We start from the raw sequence: 19,463 nt of genomic DNA, 5'->3' as shown, positions 1-19,463 counted from the left end.
CATGTGAGGGGCGTGCCCGCCTGCCGGTCGTCACGGTAGGGCGAGGACGTCGTCGATCGCGGACCGGATCTCCTCGTCCTGGAGTATCGCCCGGTAGTCGCGATATGTCGCCAACCTCCGGTCCGATCCCTGCACCGTACGCAGGACCGCCCGCGCCGCTGGGGAGATGGTGCCGATCCGGGCGAGGGCACGCAGTGCGTCCAGGAAGTCGCCGTAGTGGTCGTCACCGTGGGCGAGGGGAGGGAGGTACTCCTCCAGGACGGTCACGCTCGGTTCCGGCTCGCCCGTGATCGACCAGAGCGCGACTGCCGCCTGCAGCCGCGTCCAGGTGTCACCGTGTTCCATGACATGCCGCACCCGGTCGGCGTACGGTGCGGCCGCCGGCCCGAAATCGCCGAACCGGACCAGGGCACGGTAGAACGGCTCCTCCTCGGTCAGCACCGCCTCGCCGATCAGCCGCAGCGCCGCGTCGCGGTCCCCGCCCAAGCGCCAGGCGGCCCATGCCACCTTGTGGTGGTTGCCGGGGGAGTCGAGGACCGTGCACCGGCGCACGGCGGGTTCGCTGGAAGCCGCGGCCGGCCCCATGGCCACCAGCGCGTCGACTGCGTACAGCGAGTACCGGGTGTCGCCCAGCAGGGCCACCACCTCCGGCAGCGCGGGTGCCGCGGCCGGCCCCCATGCCTGGAGTACGCGCAGGAAGGGGCAGGTCAGTGAGCCGCCCACACCCTCGTCGCGGAGCAGCCGCCGCACCTCGGGCAAGAGGTTCTCCGCGTACGCCCCCAACGGGGTCAGGACGTCCTCCACCTCCGGCAGGTGCGGTTCACCCAGGCAGTATCCGCGGGAGTACTGGCCCTCGTACGGCGCGTACAGCCGCGCGACCAGCTTCGGCAGGGCGCGCGGGTCGCCGATGCGGGTCAGCGCCCACCGTGCGTGGTCGCCCACAGTGCCCTCGAAGAACCCGGCCTCGCCCGGGTCGTCGAGGAGCGCGGCCAGCGCGTCCGCGTAGGGAGCCGCCTGCGCACCCAGCGCCGCGAGCAGGTGGGCCGCCCGGTACCGCACGCCGTCGTCCGGGTCGGCGAGCAACGCGCCCGCGCGCGGCAGCAGCGCGGCTGCCGCGGACGGCCGGACCACCAGCAGCTGCCACGCCTCGTCCAGCGCGGCGCGGCACAGCAAGGTGTCCCCGGTCCGACGCGCCGCGTCGATGAGCCGGACGACGAAGGTGAGCGCCGTCTGCGGTGCACCTTCGAGCAGGTGGGCCGCCCAGGAGACGACATCCTCACGGGTGAAGGCGTCCTCGATGTCCGGCAGGTACCAGACCGCCTCGAACCGCGGACGCACGGACGGGTCGGACAGGACCTCCACCAGCAGGTCCAGCTCACGGACCGGCACCCGGGGGTCGAACGCTGCCCAGGCGTGCACAGCCGCGACCCGCATGACGGGATCACCGGTCCGCAGCACCTCGGCCGCCACTGCTCGCACCTGGTCCACCCTCCCGGCGTCGGCAGAGCCTGCCGCGGCGGTCCCCAGCGCGAGCAGTACGGGCAGCCGCACCGTCGGGTCAGTCTCGGCATGCCACCGCTCCAGCAGCACGCCGACGCCCTCCGCGAGAGGCAGGGCCTCTCTTCGCACCTCGGGCAGGCAGTCCGCGAGCAGCGCCAGGAGCCTGGGCCGATGGCGACGCCATGCCCCGGGCCACCCCGCGTCCACGCGCTCCTCCCCGGCCGAGGCGGCCGCCTCGGACAGGCCCGTCAGCAGTTGAACCAGCGTGGTCCGGGCGCCCATGTCCCGATCGCCGGCGAGGGCAACGACGAACGGCAGCGCGGCGGTCGCGACGGAGGTCACGCGTCCGGTGCCCAGCCCGACGCATGCCCACAGCGGATCGCAGTCCTCCTCGGTCGCCGCCGCACCTTTGCCCGCCAAACCCCGCAGGGCGCGCCGCAACTCCGTGGCGGGGGCATGCCCGAGCGCCGCCTCAAGCCGCTCCCACGGCATATCGTCCAGTGCCTCAAGCGCCCTGTCTGCCACTCATGCCCCCGTGCCCTCGGCGAAACGGCTTCCCCACGGTCATCGTGCCATCGAGGGGTGCGGCTTCCGGAGTCGGCTGAACCAGGGGCAGGGGCAGGGGCAGGGGCCGCGACGCAGCCGCGCGCAGCGCGTGCGCGGGTCCGCCACGCGCGGGAGAGGCCCCGAGGTCGGCCCAGGATTGGGCCGGCGGGGAGGCGACGTCGGGGCCTCTCCTCGGCGTGACCGGCCCGGCCGGCCGGGCGCGTGGGGTCCGGTGTGCGGCCCCCCGGCCGGCCGGGCCGGAGTCGGGATGAACTTAACAGCCCCGCAATATCTTGCGTAAGTCCTTGCAGGAAGAAATCTCCGAGATTTCGTCGATGTGAGCGGGGTGTGATCGCGTCGTGTCCAGGGGGTTGACCGGGGCAGGTCAGGCTCGTACGGTCTGCTGCACCCCAGCTTTTGCATTCTTGCTGCAAGAACCTTCAGGAGCCTTGACGGCACGGCGCGTTGCCCGGTGAGGCTGCTCCGCCATCCCCGCAAATTCCCCCACCGCAGGAGGAACGTCATGGCACGCAGACCGTTGTCCGGCGCGCTCGCCCTCACCCTGGGCGCCGCTGTCCTCGCCGTCCCCGCGGGGCTCGGCGCCGCCGGGACCGCCCAGGCCGCACCGCCCGGCGAGAAGGACGTCACCGCCGTGATGTTCGAGTGGAACTTCGCGTCCGTGGCCAAGGCCTGTACGGACAGCCTCGGCCCCGCCGGTTACGGCTTCGTCCAGGTATCGCCGCCCCAGGAGCACATCCAGGGTGCCCAGTGGTGGACCTCGTACCAGCCCGTGAGCTACAAGATCGCCGGCCGTCTCGGTGACCGTACGGCCTTCGCGCACATGGTCAGCACCTGTCACACCGCCGGCGTCAAGGTCATCGCCGACTCGGTCATCAATCACATGTCGGCCGGGTCCGGCACCGGCACGGGTGGCTCGTCGTACAGCAAGTACGACTACCCGGGCGTCTATTCGGCCAGCGACATGAACGACTGCCAGGCGCAGATCAGCAACTACGGCGACCGCGCCAACGTCCAGAACTGCGAACTGGTGGGCCTCGCCGACCTGGACACCAGTGAGGAGTACGTACGCGGCAAGATCGCCGGCTATCTCAACGACCTGCTCTCCCTCGGCGTCGACGGCTTCCGGATCGACGCCGCCAAGCACATGCCGGCCGCCGACCTCGCCACCATCAAGTCCCGGCTCAGCAACACCGGTGTGTACTGGAAGCACGAGGCGATCTACGGGGGCGGCGAGGCCGTCTCCCCGTCCGAGTACCTCGGCAGCGGTGACGTCCAGGAGTTCCGCTACGGCCGCGGCCTCAAGCAGGTCTTCAACAACGAGAACCTCGCCAACCTGAAGAACTTCGGCGAGGGCTGGGGCTTCATGGAGTCCGGCAAGTCCGCGGTCTTCGTCGACAACCACGACACCGAGCGCGGCGGCGACACCCTGAACTACAAGGACGGCGCGAACTACACCCTCGCGAGCGTCTTCATGCTGGCCTACCCCTACGGCTCCCCGGACGTCCACTCCGGCTACGAGTGGTCCGACAAGGACGCCGGACCGCCCAGCGGCGGCCAGGTGAGCGCCTGCTACAGCGGCGGCTGGAAGTGCCAGCACGCCTGGCGCGAGATCTCCTCCATGGTCGGCTTCCGCAACGCCGCCCGCGGCCAGGCCGTCTCGAACTGGTGGGACAACGGCGGTGACCAGATAGCCTTCGGGCGCGGCTCCAAGGCGTACGTCGCCATCAACCACGAGGGCTCCGCGCTGAGCCGCACCTTCCAGACGTCGCTGCCCGCGGGCACCTACTGCGACGTCCAGACGGGCAACGGCGTCACGGTCAACGCCTCCGGGCAGTTCACCGCGACCCTGGCCGCCCAGACGGCCCTCGCCCTGCACGTCGGCGCCCGTACCTGCTCCGGCGGCGGCACGACCCCGGACCCCGGTACCGGCCAGTCCGGCGCCTCCTTCGGCGTCAACGCCACCACCCAGCTCGGCCAGAACATCTACGTGACCGGTGACCAGGCCGCGCTCGGCAGCTGGGCCCCCGGGAGCGCGCTGAAGCTCGACCCAGCGACGTACCCCGTGTGGAAGCTCGACGTCGCCCTGCCCGCCGGCACCTCGTTCGCGTACAAGTACCTCCGCAAGGACGCGAGCGGCAACGTCACCTGGGAGAGCGGTGCGAACCGCACCGCCACCGTGCCGTCCTCCGGCAAGGTCACGCTGACCGCCGACGTCTGGCGCGGCTGAACCACTCACGGCGGGCCGGGGACGCGAGGGTGAGCGTCCCCGGCCCGCACCGCTCCACCCCGCCCGATCCCCGAAAGCCGAGGAGTACCCGCCCGTGTCCCGAACCACCCTCCGGCGGGGGGCTGTCGCCGCACTGTGCGCGGCGCTGCTGCCCGTCGTACCGGCGGCCACCGCGTCCGCCGCGCCCAGACCCCCCGCGCCGCCCTCGGACGCGGCCCTCGCCAAGGAGCCGGCCAGGCACGACCTGACCCGCGAGCAGTTCTACTTCGTGCTGCCCGACCGCTTCGCCGACGGCGACACCTCCAACAACCGGGGCGGTCTGACCGGCTCCCGGCTGGAGACCGGCTACGACCCCACGGACAAGGGGTTCTACCAGGGCGGCGACCTCAAGGGCCTCACCCAGCGGCTCGACTACATCAAGGGCCTCGGCACCACCGCGATCTGGCTCGCCCCGATCTTCAAGAACCGCCCCGTGCAGGGCACCGGCGACAACGCCTCGGCCGGCTACCACGGCTACTGGATCACCGACTTCACCCAGGTCGACCCCCACTTCGGGACCAACGCCGACCTCACGAAGCTGATCGACAAGGCCCACGGCAAGGGCATGAAGGTCTTCTTCGACGTCATCACCAACCACACAGCCGACACCGTCGACTACGCCGAGAAGAAGTACGGCTACAAGCCCAAGGGCGCCTTCCCGTACCTCGACGAGGACGGCCGTCCCTTCGACGACACCCGGGGCGTGGAGGAGGTGGACGCCGACTCCTTCCCGTACACCCCGGTGAACACGGGCAAGAAGGTCCCGGCCTGGCTCAACGACACCACGATGTACCACAACCGGGGTGACTCGACCTACGCCGGCGAGTCCACCGAGTACGGCGACTTCTCCGGCCTCGACGACCTGTGGACCGAGCGCCCCGAGGTCGTCTCCGGCATGGAGAAGATCTACGAGAAGTGGGTCCGCGACTTCGACATCGACGGCTTCCGCATCGACACCGTCAAACACGTCGACCTGGACTTCTGGACCCAGTGGGCGACCGCGCTCGACGGATACGCGGCGAGGCACGGCCGGGACGACTTCTTCATGTTCGGCGAGGTCTACTCCGCCGACACGGCGATCACCTCGCCCTACGTCACGCGGGGCAGGCTCGACTCGACGCTCGACTTCCCCTTCCAGGAAGCCGCCCGGCAGTACGCCTCCCAGGGCGCCCCGGCCTCGAAGCTCGCCGCCGTCTACGCGGACGACTACCGCTACACCACCGACAAGGCCAACGCCTACGAGCAGGTGACCTTCCTCGGCAACCACGACATGGGCCGGATCGGCACCTTCCTGAAGCAGGACAACCCGAAGGCCGGTGACGCCGAGCTCCTGGACCGGGCCCGCCTCGCCGACGAGCTGATGTTCCTCGGCCGCGGCAACCCGGTCGTCTACTACGGCGACGAGCAGGGCTACACCGGAGCGGGCGGCGACAAGGACGCCCGCCAGACGCTCTTCGCCTCGAAGACCGCGGAATACCTCGACGACGACCAGATCGGCACCGACCGCACGCACGCCTCCGACGCGTACGACACGACCCACCCGCTGTACCGGACCATAGCCGCCCTGTCGAAGCTCACCCGGGAGCACCCGGCCCTGCGCGACGGCACGCAGACCGAGCGCTACGCCAAGGACTCCGTCCACGCCTTCTCGCGTACGGACGCGAAGCGCCCGTACGAGTACGTCGTCGCCTCGAACAACTCCACCGAGGCGAAGACCGTCGAGCTGCCCACCGAGTCGGCCGGCATGAACTTCCGTACGCTGTACGGAGGTTCCGGCACCGTCCGCAGCGGTGCGGACAAGGCCGTCAAGGTGACCGTGCCCGCGCTCTCCAGCGTCGTGCTCCGCGCCGACAAGCCGCTCGGCACCCCCGCCGCCACGCCCTCGCTCACCCTGAAGGCCCCGGCCGCCGGAGCCACCGGCACCGTCGAGATCAGCGCAGGTGTGGACGGCGGCGACCTGAACCGCGTCGTGTTCGCCGCGCAGACCGGCAACGGGAAGTGGGTCACCCTCGGCTCGGCCGACCACGCCCCGTACAAGGTCACCCAGCACCTGGACGGCTCGGTGAAGGCCGGGACCCCGCTGCGCTACAAGGCCGTCGTCGTCGACCGCGCCGGACGCACCGCGAGCGCCCTCGCCTCCACCACCGCGGGCCAGGCCCCGCCCGCGCAGAAGCCCGTCGCGGTCGACCGCGACCAAGCCGTCGTCCACTACAAGCGCGCGGACGGCGACTACGAGGGCTGGCAGCTGAAGTCCGGTGACGCGTCGGCCGACTTCATCGGCCGGGACGCCTACGGCGCCTTCGCCTGGATCGACCTCGACGAGGGCACCTCCTCGGTCCCCTACACGGTCGAGAAGGACGGCACGGCCGACGGGCCCGAGCGGACCGTCGACCTCGCGAGGACCGGCCAGGTCTGGATCGAGCAGGGCAAGGACGAGCAGGCCACCGAGGCTCCCGAGACCCCGCCGCAGGACACCGGCAAGGCCGTCCTGCACTACCACCGCGCCGACGGCGACTACGACGGCTGGGGCCTGCACACCTGGACCGGGGCCGCGGCGCCCACGGACTGGGCCAAGCCACTGGAGCCCGTGAAATCCGACGCCTACGGCGTGACCTTCGAGGTCCCGCTGACCGACGGCGCCACCTCGCTCAGCTACATCCTCCACAGGGGCGACGAGAAGGACCTCCCCAGCGACCAGTCCCTGGACATCGCCTCGTACGGGCACGAGGTCTGGATGCTCGGCGGGAAGCCCGGCTACCTGCTGCCGCAGACCGGCGGGGTGCCCACGCCCGACCTCACCAAGGCCGAGGCCCAGTGGATCGACGCGGACACCGTCGTCTGGAAGGTGAAGGCCACCGACGCCACCAGCCAGCAACTCGTGTACGCGAAGGACGGCGGGATCTCCGTCGTCGACGGCGCGCTCTCCGACGAGGGGCAGTGGCTCCGGCTCGGCGCCACGGAGCTCACCGACGCGCAGAAGGCGAAGTACCCGCACCTCAAGGACTATCCGGCGTTCACCGTCGACGTCCGTGACCGGGACAGGGTCCGCGAGTCCCTGCGCGGCCAGCTGATCGCCACCCAGCGCGCGGCCAACGGCGCCCTGCTCGCCGCCACCGGGGTGCAGACCGCGGGCGTCCTGGACAGCCTGTACGGCAAGGCCGCGAGCGTCGCCTCCCTCGGCCCCGTCTTCCGCAAGGGCAGCCCCACGCTGTCCGTCTGGGCACCCACCGCCCGGACCGTCGCGCTCGAACTCGACGGGAAGAGCGTCCCGATGCGGCGCGACGACCGTACCGGCGTCTGGTCCGTCACCGGGAAGAAGAGCTGGAACGGCAAGCCCTACCGGTACGCCGTGAACGTCTGGGCGCCCAGTGTCCGGAAGACCGTCACCAACAAGGTCACCGACCCCTACTCCACCGCCCTGACCGCCGACTCCGCCCGCAGCCTCGTCGTCGACCTCGACGACCCGAAGCTCGCACCGAGCGGCTGGTCCGGTCTGAGGAAGCCCGCCGCCGTCCCCCTGCGGGACGCGCAGATCCAGGAGCTGCACGTCCGCGACTTCTCCGTCACGGACCCCACCTCGAAGCACCCCGGTGAGTACCTCGCCTTCACCGACACCGGCTCCGACGGGATGAAGCACCTCGAGCAGCTCGCGGACTCCGGCACCAGCTACGTGCACCTGCTGCCCGCCTTCGACATCGGGACGATCCCCGAGAAGAAGAAGGACCAGCAGAAGCCCGCCTGCGACCTGTCCGTCTACGCCCCCGACTCCGAGGAGCAGCAGGCCTGCGTGGCGGAGGCCGCCGCGAAGGACGCCTTCAACTGGGGCTACGACCCGCTGCACTACACGGTCCCCGAGGGCTCGTACGCCTCCGACCCCGACGGCACGAAGCGCACCGTCGAGTTCCGGAAGATGGTCCAGGGGCTCAACGGCGCCGGTCTGCGGACCGTCATGGACGTCGTCTACAACCACACCGTCGCCTCCGGGCAGGACGACAAGTCCGTCCTCGACAGGATCGTGCCCGGCTACTACCAGCGGCTCCTGGAGGACGGCACCGTCGCCACCTCGACCTGCTGCGCCAACACCGCGCCCGAGAACGCCATGATGGGCAAGCTCGTCGTGGACTCGATCGTCACCTGGGCCAAGGAGTACAAGGTCGACGGCTTCCGCTTCGACCTCATGGGGCACCACCCCAAGGCGAACATCCTCGCCGTCCGCAAGGCGCTCGACGGGCTGACCGTCGCCCGGGACGGTGTCGACGGCAAGAAGATCATCCTGTACGGCGAGGGCTGGAACTTCGGCGAGATCGCCGACGACGCCCGCTTCGTCCAGGCCACCCAGAAGAACATGGCCGGCACCGGCATCGCGACGTTCTCCGACCGGGCCCGCGACGCCGTGCGCGGCGGCGGCCCCTTCGACGAGGACCCCGGCGTCCAGGGCTTCGCCTCCGGTCTCTACACCGACCCCAACACCTCGGCCGCCAACGGCACCGAGGCCGAACAGAAGGCCCGGCTGCTCCACTACCAGGACCTGATCAAGGTCGGCCTCACCGGCAACCTCGCCGACTACACCTTCACCGACACCCAGGGCCGCACGGTCAAGGGCTCGGCCGTCGACTACAACGGGGCCCCCGCCGGCTACGCGGCGGCGCCGGGTGACGCGCTCGCCTACGCCGACGCCCACGACAACGAGACCCTCTACGACGCCCTCGCGTTCAAGCTCCCCGCGGACACCACGGCCGCCGAGCGGGCCCGCATGCAGGTCGTGGCGATGGCGACCGCCGTGCTCTCCCAGGGCCCGGCGCTCTCCCAGGCCGGTACCGACCTGCTGCGCTCCAAGTCCCTGGACCGCAACTCCTACGACAGCGGCGACTGGTTCAACGCCCTCCACTGGGACTGCCGCAAGGGCAACGGCTTCGGCCGCGGTCTGCCGCCCACCGCCGACAACAAGGACAAGTGGTCCTACGGGAAGCCGCTGCTGACCTCCGCCGCCCTCACTCCCGGGTGCGCCGAGATCACGGGCACGTCCGCGGCGTACCAGGACCTGCTGACCATCCGGACCGGTGAGAAGGACTTCGGCCTGGCCACCGCCGGGCAGGTCCAGGACACCCTGTCCTTCCCGCTCTCCGGCAAGGACGAGACCCCCGGGGTGATCACGATGCGCCTGGGTGACCTGGTCGTCGTCATGAACGCCACCCCGGGTACGCGGAGCCAGGTCGTCCCCGGCCTGGCCGGCAAGGCGTACGCCCTGCACCCCGTCCAGGCGTCGGGCGCGGACCCCACGGTCAAGAAGTCCTCGTACGACGCCACGTCGGGCGGCTTCACCGTGCCGGGACGCACGGTCGCCGTGTTCTCCCGCGGCTGACGCCCCACGTCCCGCCGGCCGGTCCCCGGCTCCGTGCCCTCCCCGGGCGCGGGCGCCGGGGGCCGGCCGGTCCGCGTGGTGGGTGCTCCCTTGTGCGGGCGGTGCGATCAGGCGAAGCTGGCCTCGTGCACATGCGTGTACGCCGTACATGTATACGTCCCCGACCGACCGCAATCAGGAGCACGTGATGCCGCAGATCACCGTCGACTACTCCGCCGATCTCGACGACAGCTTCGACCGCCGCGGCTTCGCGCTGGCCCTGCACCCGCTCGTCGCCGAAACCGTGTCCACCAAACTCCCCGCCTGCAAGACCCGGTTCCGCCGCGCGGACGACTTCGTCGTCGGCGACGCCGCGACGGGCGACGCCGTCGTGAACGTCGCGATCGCGATGCTGCCCGGCCGCACCCCCGAGACCAAGGCCCGGCTCACCGAAGCCGTGCTGGAGCTGCTGGCCGGGCACCTGAAGCCCGTCGACGGCCTCACCGTCCACGCCTCGGCCGAAGTCCGGGACCTCGACGCCTCCTACCGCAAGAACTGAGGCGGACGCTGCGGCGGAACGGCCGGTGCGGCGGGCGCCAGGACGGAGAGCCTGGCGAGCAGGTCGCCGAACGGGCCGTCCGCCGGCTCCTGCGCGAAGACCCGCAGCATGATGCCGGCCATCTCCTGGTCGTACGCGGCGCTCACCGCCGCGAGCGCCGCGAAGTCGTGCACCAGCTGCAGCTCCAGCTCGGCGCGCGGAATGCGCTTCCCGTCCAGCCAGAGCAGCGCCGTCGACTCCGCCAGCGACACCCAGGACCGCACGACGAGCTCCAGCCGGGCGGGCGGCGACGGGACGCCGAGATGCGCGACGATCTGCTCGTACGCCGCCTGCCGCACCCCGTCGACCAGCGCGTTGGCCGTCGACGAGCCGCCCGCAGGACCGCCCCGGATCAGTGCGGCGAAGCCCGGTCCGTGCTCCTCGACGAAGTCGAAGAAGCGGTGCATCACCCGGATCAGCCGGGCTCCCAGAGGGCCTTCGTGCGCTTCCAGGAAGCGGGCGGACAGCTCGTCGGCGGCCCGCTTCAGCGCCGCCTCGTACAGGCTCCGCTTCCCCGGGAAGTAGTGGTAGACGAGAGGGCGGGAGATGCCGGCCGCCGACGCGATCTCGTCGATCGACACCTCGTCGGGCGAGCGGTGGCTGAACAACTCCAGTGCGACACCGATCAACTGGGCCCTGCGCTCGTCGACGCCCATCCTGCGCCGCACCCCGGTCGTCATGCCGGACAGCCTAGCCGGGAGGGGAATCCGGCCCTCCGCCGCACTCCCGCCAGGCAGTTGCCCGTGGTGCCGCCGGGCCCCGGGCTCAGCGCAGGGAGCCCACCAGGCTGCCGTCCGCCAGCCGTCCGTCGAGCCTGGGGCGGTCACCCTCCCTGGTCGGCAGGGCCAGCAGCCGCCCGTCCGCCCTGCCCTTCGCGCCGCCCGTCGCGGTCAGGGACCTGAACTGCCGTGAGCCCGCGCCCAGTACGTACCACCGGCCGCCGTCCGACTTCCACAGCACTCCGGCGAGCACCCGGGGCCTGCGTATCCCGCAGTCCGGCGAGTCCTCCGCGCGCGCCGCGACCGCGCCCGGAGCGCGGGCGCCGCCCGACAGCTCCGGCGGCGCCTGGAACTGCGCCAGGACCCTGCTGCCCGAACCCCGCCAGGTGTCGGCCCTGGTGCAGAACCACAGCGCGTCGCCCTCGCCCTCCGGCAGCCGCTGCCTCGCGTACGGCCACGAGTTCACCGACCGGACGCCGTTGGACCGCACCGCCGGCAGGAGGCAGGCGGTGCGCGCCCAGCTCTCCCGCTCCGCCCGGCCGACCACGTCGTGCGGGGCGGACGGCTCGCCCGAGGTGAGGCGCACGGGGGTGAGCTCACCGAGGTCCGTCAGCAGGCGCGTCGCGGTGCCGTCCCGCACCTCGAGGACCTGCCAGGAACGGCAGTCCGCCCGGCCCCCCGCCGTCTCCGGCCCCGCCAGCGGGTCCGTCACCCCGTGGCGGTCACGCGGCAGCGGCCGGGCCGCCGTGTGCGGGGCGAGCAGGTCCCGCGCGCCGGCGCCCCGTACCCAGGGCGCGGTCAGATAGCGGATCCGGCCTGCCCGGCGCTGCACCACCAGCGCGCTCGCCGCCACCGCGTCCGCGCCGTCGACCCGGGCGAAGTCCAGCGCGGCGCCCCGGGAAGGCCCGGCGTCGCGCGGTTCGGCGTAGCGCACGACACGCAGGCCGTCGTGGAACAGGACCACGGCGGCCGCGCCGACCTCGCCCGCGTACAGCAGCTGCGGCGGCCCCATCGGCGGGCCGTCGGGCGTGCCGGGTGTCACCGAGGGGACCACCGCCGGGCCGGGCCGCGCCCAGGCGGCGAGGGCGCGGCGCAGGAGCCCCGCGTCCCCGGTCCGGTCGCCGCGGGTGGGCCAGACGGTGAAGTCCCTCCGCGTGGAGCCCCGCCACAGTCCGTCGGGCACCCGGCGCAACGCGGCGGGGTCCAGGGCCCGCTGCGTGGAGTGGTGGCGTGCGTGGAGCGGTGCGGACGCCGCGCGGGGGCCGCCCAGGCCGTCCCCCGGCATCAGCAGCAGCGTCCCGCAGACCAGCAGGGCCCCGACACCGGCCAGGACGGTCCGCCCGCGTCTCCTGCGACGGGCCGGGTCGGTCGGCCTGACCTGCAAGGAGCACGGGTCGAACTCCGGCGAGGCCAGCAGGGTGGAGGGCGCCGTGAAGGCGTCGGCCTCCAGCAGCGCCGCCCTCGGGTCCGCGACACCCGCCGCGTCGAGGACCCGGCAGACCTCGGCGTCGTCGAGCCCTTCGAGCCCCCGCAGCACGTGGGCGGCCCGGCAGGGCGCCGACGCCGCGGCCAAGGCCTGCTCCAGGGCCAGCTCGTCCGCGCCGCAGGAGTGCGGGAACAGCCGCAGCCCCCACACCTGCGGCACCACCGGCGGGAACTGCGCCCGCCGGGGCCGGGCGAACCGGAGCAGCGGCAGCCCCGCTTCCAGCGCGGAGCGCACCACCCGGAGGCGTACGTGCGCGTACGCGCGCCCCGGAGCCGCGCCCCGTCCGCCGGCCAGCGCCCGCTGGGCCAGCCAATGGGCAGACAGCACCCGGCGGTTGCGCCCGAGCGAGGGCACCAGCACGAGATACGCGATCCGCACCAGCCGGGCGTAGTGCTCGGCGGGCCCGGCCTCGGCCCGTTCCCCGGCGGGCTGCTCCTCGTACGGGCGGCCTGCGGACGGCGGTACTGCGCGCAGTGGGGGCATGTTCAGCTGAACGAGCGAATGGTGCGATGGTCACTCCGGCGCGTGCGCTCCGGGGCGGGTTGCGCGGTTTCCCCGCGCGAGCCGGGAGCACCGGGCACGATGGCCGCATGGTGGAACGGCTTGAGCGGCGACGAGGACGGGCCCGCCGGGCATCGGCGCACATACGGACGGGGCTCGCCCTGATCGCCACGTGCGGCGTGCTCACCGCGTGCGGCGGGGGAGCGGACGGCGACGACGAGCCCGACGAGCCGCCGACCGCGAGCGGGACGCTGGAGCAGCTCGCGTCGAAGGCGCACTGCGAGCCGAACGTGCAGACGGACGCCGAGGAGCTCCGGCAGGCCAACTGCACGACCGACGAGGGGCGCTGGGTCCTCGCCACCTTCGCCACCGACCGCGGTCAGCGGGAGTGGATCAACGAGGCCAACGACTACGGCGGCTCCTACCTCGTCGGCCGCAGGTGGGTCGCCGTCGGTGACGCGGACGTGGTCACGGCACTGCGCGGCCGGCTCGGGGGGACGGTGGAGGCCGGCTCGTCGCACCACTCGGGGAACAGTGGTGGTGGGGGGAACGAGACAGGGCACTCCGGTCACCACGGGAGCTGACCGCGCAGGTATGAGGGGCGGGCGTGACGGCGGGGGCTGACGCCTCAGCGGCACTTCCGCCCGCCGTTGATGCAGCTCACCACCTTCTTCATCAGCCTGTCGTCGAAGACGTTGATGAAGTCGCCGTGGTCGGTGCCGGGCTTGTGCAACTGCTCCGGGAAGGAGTCGACGGCGAATCCGGGGCCCGGCGGGACGTCGTACACGATGCGCTGGACCAGTTGCGGAACGGCCCGGAAGCCGGCCGGGCAGCGCCCGTCGTCCTGGGCGAACGCCACATGGGTGCGGTGGTTCGCGCTGTCGGTGTTCTGCCCGTCCCAGCAGCTCTGGAAGGCGAAGGACCGGACCACCTGACTGCCTTCGGGGCAGATCGGGTACTTGTCAGCGAGCTGCCTGTTCTCGAATCCGGTGCAGCTCCAGGACGCGTTGGCGTTGGCGTCACCGTTGGTGAAGGACTTCGCGTCCCCGGTGATGATCCGCAGGAAGCGCGGCATCGCCGTGACCTTCCCGGCGGGGGAGCCGACGAACCTCAGCGTCACCTGGGAAGGGGTCTGGATCTCCCCGGTGTTCTGGTCCTTGCCGCCGCCGTCCGCGGCCACGTCGTTCTCGTCCTCGCCGTTCTGCAGGCGGAGCACGGGCCAGTAGTACGTGGACCTGTCACCCTGGTTGCGGCAGGTCGTCTCGCCACCGGCCAGGTCGTCGTCACCGGCGAAGGCGTCCGTCGCCTGGTTGCCGACGTAGTCGTGCATGTGGTGGGCGCCGTTGCTCACGCCGGGAGCGGCGATGACGTTGTCCGGGTTGAACTTGCCGTTCTCGTTGCGGCCGCAGTCGGTGGTGAAGGTGCCGCGCGACGCGCTCCGGCGGTTCCGGGGCCGGTCGACGTTGGGCTGGACCGACCGGATGTCGACGAAGTCGGAGGCCTCGGGGCCGTTGCCCTGCTGACCCTGCTCCTCGCCCTGACCCTGACCGCCGTCCTGGCCGTCACCCTCTCCTTCGCCGCCGTCCTGGCCGCCGTCCTGGCCCTCCCCTTGCCCGGGGTCCGCGCTCTCCGCGGGATCCTGGCCGCCGCCGCCGTCACCGCCGTCCTGTCCGTTCTCCTCGTCGTCGGCGCGCAGGCTGCACCCGGCGAGCCCGTCCAGGCCCTGCGGCCGGGTGCCCGCGGCCCGTTCGACGGCGATCCCGATCCGGTCGAGACTGGCCGACCGCTTGCTCCTCAGCGGACCGAGCACCGCGTTCTCGGCCAGTGCCGGGTCCCGGGCGATGCGCTCCTTGCGGTCGGCGAACTGCCGGTACGCGTCGGTGATCTGCGTGTCCATGGCGGCCAGTTCGCGGTCCACCTCGGGCCGCGCCGGGTCCGGCACGTCGGGAAGGGCGATCCCCGCGTCGGGGCAGTCGATGGTGGACATCTGGCGAGCGGCGCCCCGGTCCTGCCCGGGAGCCGGCCCGGACCCGCCTTCCCCCGCACTCGCGTAGACGTTGACCGCGACCAGCCCACCTCCTCCCAGAATCAGCGCGGCCGCGGCGGCGATCGCCCGGTTGGCCGTGGTCGTACGTTTCCTGCGCGATGTGCGTCCCATGAAACTCCTCCGCTTCGAGTCCGCTTCGAGTGCTCCGAGTCGGAAGCGTGACGTCCCATACGGACCGGGAGCCCCCTCCGTTCAGAGGGCGGCGGAATTCGCGGGATCGCGGGCGGCGCGGTGCCCGTGGGGTCAGCCGTGGTCGAGGTAGGCGAGGACCGCGAGCACGCGCCGGTTGTCGTCGTCCGACACCGGCAGGCCGAGCTTGCCGAAGATGTTCGAGGTGTGCTTGGCCACCGCCCGCTCCGTGACCACCATCTGCGCGGCGATCGCCACGTTGGAACGGCCCTGCGCCATCAGCTCCATGACCTCGCGCTCCCGCGGGGTCAGGCCGGCCATCGGCGCGTCCACCGAGCGCCGGGACAGCAGCTGCGAGATGACCTGCGGGTCCATCGCCGTACCGCCGGCGGCGACCCGGCGTACCGCGTCGATGAACTGGTCGGCGTCGAACACCCGGTCCTTCAGCAGGTATCCGATGCCCCCGTTGCCGTCGGCCAGCAGCTCCCGGGCGTACAACTGCTCCACGTGCTGGGACAGGACGAGCACCGGCAGCCCCGGCCTGCGGCGGCGGGCCTCCAGCGCGCACTGCAGGCCCTCGTCCGTGTGCGACGGCGGGAGGCGGACGTCGACGACGGCGACGTCCGGCTCCAACTCGGCAAGGGCCTTGGTCAGTTCGGGCCCCGTCTCGACCGCTGCCGCGATCTCGAAGTCGTAGGCTTCGAGCATGCGCACGAGGCCGTCGCGGAGCAGGAAGAGATCTTCGGCTAGGACAACGCGCAAGGGATCTCCATGGTCACCATGGTGGGACCGCCCGCAGGGCTGCTGACGGCCAGTACGCCGTCGAATGTACCCAGCCGGCGTTCGATCCCGCTCAGTCCGGAACCGGCTCCGACGGCCGCGCCGCCCCTGCCGTTGTCGGTGACGGAGATCCGCAGCATTCCCCCGGAGTGGTGCATGTCCACCCATATGCGGTCGGCACCGGCATGCTTCACCGCGTTCGTCAGGCTCTCGCTGACGGCGAAGTACGCCGCCGACTCGACCGGGGCGTCGACGCGGCCGGGAAGCTCCACCGTGACCTCGGACGCGAGCGGCATCCGGAGCGCCAGCGCCTTCACCGCGTCACCGAGGCCCCGTTCCGCGAGGACCGGCGGGTGGATGCCCCGGACGAGGTCCCGCAGCTCCGTGAGGGCCTCCGCGGAGGACGTACGCGCCATCGCCAGCAGTTTCTTCGCCTGCGCGGGGTCCTTCTCCACGAGCGCCTCGATGGTGCCGAGGTTCATCCCCATGGCGACCAGCCGGGCCTGCGCCCCGTCGTGCAGATCCCTCTCGATGCGCCGCAGTTCGGACGCCGCCGTGTCCACGGCCTCGTGCCGGGTCTCGGTGAGCCGGTCGATGCGCTGCGCGAGCTCCTCCTGGGTGGGTGCCAGTGCCGACCGGGCGAGCACGAAGTGCAGCCGCAGCAGTGGCCGGCTCGCCCACAGCCCCACGAGGAAGACCGCGAGCCCGAGCCCGGCCGCCGCCAGCCCCGTCCCCTGACTGCTGACCGGCACGAAGCCGTACCAGTACGTGTTGTCCTCGAACACCCGCCACAGCCCCGCCGCCAGGACGAGGCCCTCCACCGGGTAGACCACCAGCGCGAAGGTCAGGACCAGCAGCACGCTCCCCACCGTCATGTCGAGCAGCAGCCACCGCAGGTCCCGCCAGGTCGCCGGGTCCTTCACCATCAGCGTGGTGCGCTCCACCTGCCCGGTGAAACCGGTGCGCAGATCCTTGGGGAACGGCCGGTAGGACACGGGGATGCGAACGTCCGACCAGGCCGCCGCGAGGTGCCGGCGCCGACCGGCGTGCCTGCGCACCTCCCCGAGTACCACCGGGGTGGTCACCAGCCCGAAGCCCAGCACGATGAAGGTGAGGGAGAGGAGCGACAGGACGAAGAGGACGGCCGAGCCCGCGAGACTCGCGAAGAAGAGGACGAACGCCCGTCCACCGGTCAGGAACGCGGCCCGTACCCGTCTCTGTGCCGATCTCATATGGTGTCTCCCCTCGCCGGGCTCCCCGCCGGATCCCGTCCGGGATCAGTCTCGCCCGGGCGGAGGGCCCTTCGTCAGCCGTTCCACCACCCGGCCGGGGTGTACCTGGCACCACCCCGCGACGGCGGGAGGCCCCGGGACGGGTCCCGGGGCCTCCCGTGAGAGCGGTGCGTGATCAGGGCGCGTACTTGTAGCCGACGCGCCGCACCGTCTGGATCGACCTGCGGTGCTCCGCGCCCAGCTTGCGGCGCAGCCGGGCGACATGGACGTCGACGGTGCGGCCGTCGCCCACGTGCCCGTAGCCCCAGACCGTCGTCACCAGCTGATCGCGGGTGTGCACCCGGTGCGGGTGCGCCACCAGGTGGGCCAGCAGCTCGAATTCGAGGTAGGTGAGATCGAGGGTGACACCGTCCACGGCGGCGGTGCGCCGTGTGGAGTCGATCCGCACGGGACCGCCGGCCGGGACGTCCGCCACCGGCTCCGGCACGAACTCCCGGTGCTGGGCGGAGGCCACGGCCCCGGCCAGGGCCGGCTGCTGGTCGGCCGGGACGAGGACCAGGTAGCCGACCATCGGCGGCCGGCCCGGCAGCGCCGGCAGCGTGTGCTGGGGCGCGGGCAGCCAGGTGGCGCCCGGCGGCAGGAAGCCCGCCACATCGGCCAGTTCGACGACCTCGTCACGGTCGACGGCGCGCAGCCGGTGGCGGTTGGGGGACAGGGTGTTGCGGGCGGTGGTGGTGGCCGCAGCGGACACCGCGGTCGCCGCGGTGGCGGCGGACGCGGTGGAGAAGGGACGGGTGTTCGCCATGAGGGTCAGCTCTTTCGCGCGAGGAGTCGTCGAGGACGTACGTCGTGCGCGCGGGCCGAAGGCCGGGGTGAGGCGGCTTTAGAGGGCCTGCGCGTTCCACGCGCGGCAACACACCCGGTCGAAGTCATGGTGCTGACGGGAGGGCCAGAACGGCTCGAGGTCGCTGCGACCCGACGCGGTGTACTGGAAGCTGGCCATGCCCCCATTGAAGCAGAGATTGCCGCTGCGCAGCAGGGTCCTCTCACCCGTCGATACGGACCGCCGTGTCAGCTTCCTCACGCTCCCCTTCCGCACCGTCCGTTTCCGTCCGCTCACGGGCCGTCCCGGCACCGGGTACGCCGAAGGGGCGCCCGGCAGGCGGGCGCCCCTTCGTGACGGACGGGTGCGGGATCAGACCTGGTCGGCCTTCTCCAGCGCGGTGCAGCAGGTGTCGACGATCAGCCGCGTGACCACGTACGGGTCGACGTTGGCGTTCGGGCGACGGTCCTCGATGTAGCCCTTCTGGTCCTGCTCGACCTGCCACGGGATGCGGACCGAGGCGCCGCGGTTGGAGACGCCGTAGCTGTACTCGTTCCACGGGGCGGTCTCGTGCAGGCCCGTCAGACGGTCGTCGATGCCCGCGCCGTAGTTCTTGACGTGGTCCATCGGCTTCGAGCCCTCACCCAGCGACTCGGCCGCCGTGATGATCGCCTCGTAGCCCTCGCGCATCGCCTTGGTGGAGAAGTTGGTGTGCGCGCCCGCGCCGTTCCAGTCGCCCTTGACCGGCTTCGGGTCCAGCGTCGCGGAGACGTTGAAGTCCTCGGCGGTGCGGTACAGCAGCCAGCGCGCGACCCACAGGTGGTCGGAGACCTCCAGCGGCGAGACCGGTCCGACCTGGAACTCCCACTGGCCGGGCATGACCTCGGCGTTGATGCCGGAGATCGCCAGGCCCGCCTTCAGGCAGTTGTCGAGGTGCTTCTCGACGATGTCACGGCCGAAGATCTCGTCGGCGCCGACACCGCAGTAGTAGCCGCCCTGCGCGGCCGGGAAGCCGCCCTCGGGGAAGCCGAGCGGGCGGTGCCCGTCGAAGAAGGTGTACTCCTGCTCGATGCCGAAGATCGGCTCCTGGCCCGCGAACTGCTCGGCGACCGGACGCAGGTCGGCGCGGGTGTTGGACTCGTGCGGAGTCATGTCGATGTTGAAGACCTCGCACAGGACGAGGATGTCGTCACCGCCGCGGATCGGGTCCGGGCACGCGAAGACCGGCTTCAGGACGCGGTCGGAGGCGTGGCCCTCGGCCTGGTTGGTGCTCGAACCGTCGAAGCCCCAGATGGGAAGGTCCGCCACGCTCTTCGAGGCGCTGCCTGCCATGATCTTCGTCTTGGAACGAAGCTTCGCGGTCGGCTCGGTGCCGTCGATCCAGATGTACTCAGCCTTGAACGTCACGGACGCCATCCTTTGCGGGTGCTGCGGTCTATGGTGCGCAGCTTCGCAAAGTGCGATTTCCCGACCG

General features: G+C 71.9%; 12 protein-coding genes. 4 read left to right on the top strand and 8 right to left on the bottom strand.

The features are described from left to right. Window positions 1-30: 30 nt before the first annotated feature. The gene (locus OG488_RS10310; protein ID WP_329228014.1) at window positions 31-1,920 is read right to left on the bottom strand and encodes a hypothetical protein; all 1,890 of its coding nucleotides are present in this window, start codon (window positions 1,918-1,920) and stop codon (window positions 31-33) included. Window positions 1,921-2,569: 649 nt separating this feature from the next. Here OG488_RS10310 and OG488_RS10305 point away from each other — a divergent pair. The 3 genes from OG488_RS10305 (at window position 2,570) to OG488_RS10295 (ending at window position 10,233) form a co-directional block, all read left to right on the top strand. Next, entirely contained in the window at window positions 2,570-4,294 is a 1,725-nt protein-coding gene (locus tag OG488_RS10305; RefSeq protein ID WP_329228012.1) for a carbohydrate-binding module family 20 domain-containing protein, read from the top strand. A 94-nt stretch (window positions 4,295-4,388) separates the two neighbouring features. Then, window positions 4,389-9,695 carry a pullulanase-type alpha-1,6-glucosidase gene (pulA, locus tag OG488_RS10300; RefSeq protein ID WP_329228010.1) on the top strand — a complete coding sequence of 1,769 codons (5,307 nt, stop codon included), beginning with the start codon at window positions 4,389-4,391 and terminating at the stop codon, window positions 9,693-9,695. 187 nt (window positions 9,696-9,882) lie between these two features. Further along, entirely contained in the window at window positions 9,883-10,233 is a 351-nt protein-coding gene (locus tag OG488_RS10295; protein ID WP_329228008.1) for a 5-carboxymethyl-2-hydroxymuconate Delta-isomerase, read from the top strand. Here OG488_RS10295 and OG488_RS10290 read toward each other — a convergent pair. Together OG488_RS10290 and OG488_RS10285 are read right to left on the bottom strand one after the other, a co-directional pair. After that, window positions 10,218-10,952, bottom strand: coding sequence for a TetR/AcrR family transcriptional regulator (locus OG488_RS10290; RefSeq protein ID WP_329228006.1), 735 nt, complete (start codon window positions 10,950-10,952; stop codon window positions 10,218-10,220). The genes OG488_RS10295 and OG488_RS10290 overlap by 16 nt on opposite strands. Before the next feature lie 85 nt (window positions 10,953-11,037). After that, on the bottom strand, window positions 11,038-12,960 hold the full coding sequence (locus tag OG488_RS10285) for a hypothetical protein (protein WP_329228005.1): 1,923 nt from the start codon (window positions 12,958-12,960) through the stop codon (window positions 11,038-11,040). A 107-nt stretch (window positions 12,961-13,067) separates the two neighbouring features. Between OG488_RS10285 and OG488_RS10280 the strand changes: the two genes are divergently transcribed. Beyond that, window positions 13,068-13,562, top strand: a complete 495-nt coding sequence (locus OG488_RS10280) for a hypothetical protein (RefSeq protein ID WP_329228003.1) — start codon at window positions 13,068-13,070, stop codon at window positions 13,560-13,562. A gap of 44 nt (window positions 13,563-13,606) precedes the next feature. Here OG488_RS10280 and OG488_RS10275 read toward each other — a convergent pair whose 3' ends face one another. The 5 genes from OG488_RS10275 to glnII all read right to left on the bottom strand — a co-directional run bounded on the left by OG488_RS10275 (window position 13,607) and on the right by glnII (window position 19,396). Further along, window positions 13,607-15,136, bottom strand: coding sequence for a DUF1996 domain-containing protein (locus OG488_RS10275; RefSeq protein ID WP_329228001.1), 1,530 nt, complete (start codon window positions 15,134-15,136; stop codon window positions 13,607-13,609). Window positions 15,137-15,268: 132 nt separating this feature from the next. After that, complete coding sequence (locus OG488_RS10270; RefSeq protein ID WP_329227999.1) at window positions 15,269-15,916, bottom strand: response regulator transcription factor; 648 nt, start codon at window positions 15,914-15,916, stop codon at window positions 15,269-15,271. Continuing rightward, window positions 15,901-17,166 carry a sensor histidine kinase gene (locus tag OG488_RS10265; RefSeq protein ID WP_329227998.1) on the bottom strand — a complete coding sequence of 422 codons (1,266 nt, stop codon included), beginning with the start codon at window positions 17,164-17,166 and terminating at the stop codon, window positions 15,901-15,903. Before OG488_RS10265 ends, OG488_RS10270 begins: the two co-directional genes overlap by 16 nt. A gap of 175 nt (window positions 17,167-17,341) precedes the next feature. Beyond that, on the bottom strand, window positions 17,342-17,971 hold the full coding sequence (locus OG488_RS10260) for a winged helix-turn-helix domain-containing protein (RefSeq protein ID WP_329227997.1): 630 nt from the start codon (window positions 17,969-17,971) through the stop codon (window positions 17,342-17,344). 390 nt (window positions 17,972-18,361) lie between these two features. Beyond that, window positions 18,362-19,396, bottom strand: a complete 1,035-nt coding sequence (gene glnII, locus OG488_RS10250; protein WP_329227995.1) for a glutamine synthetase — start codon at window positions 19,394-19,396, stop codon at window positions 18,362-18,364. Window positions 19,397-19,463: the final 67 nt, after the last annotated feature.

It is taken from the genome of Streptomyces sp. NBC_01460, from assembly GCF_036227405.1.
Classification (GTDB): domain Bacteria; phylum Actinomycetota; class Actinomycetes; order Streptomycetales; family Streptomycetaceae; genus Streptomyces.
Note: the sequence above shows the minus strand (reverse complement) of the source record. Positions and strands in the feature narration are given on the sequence as shown.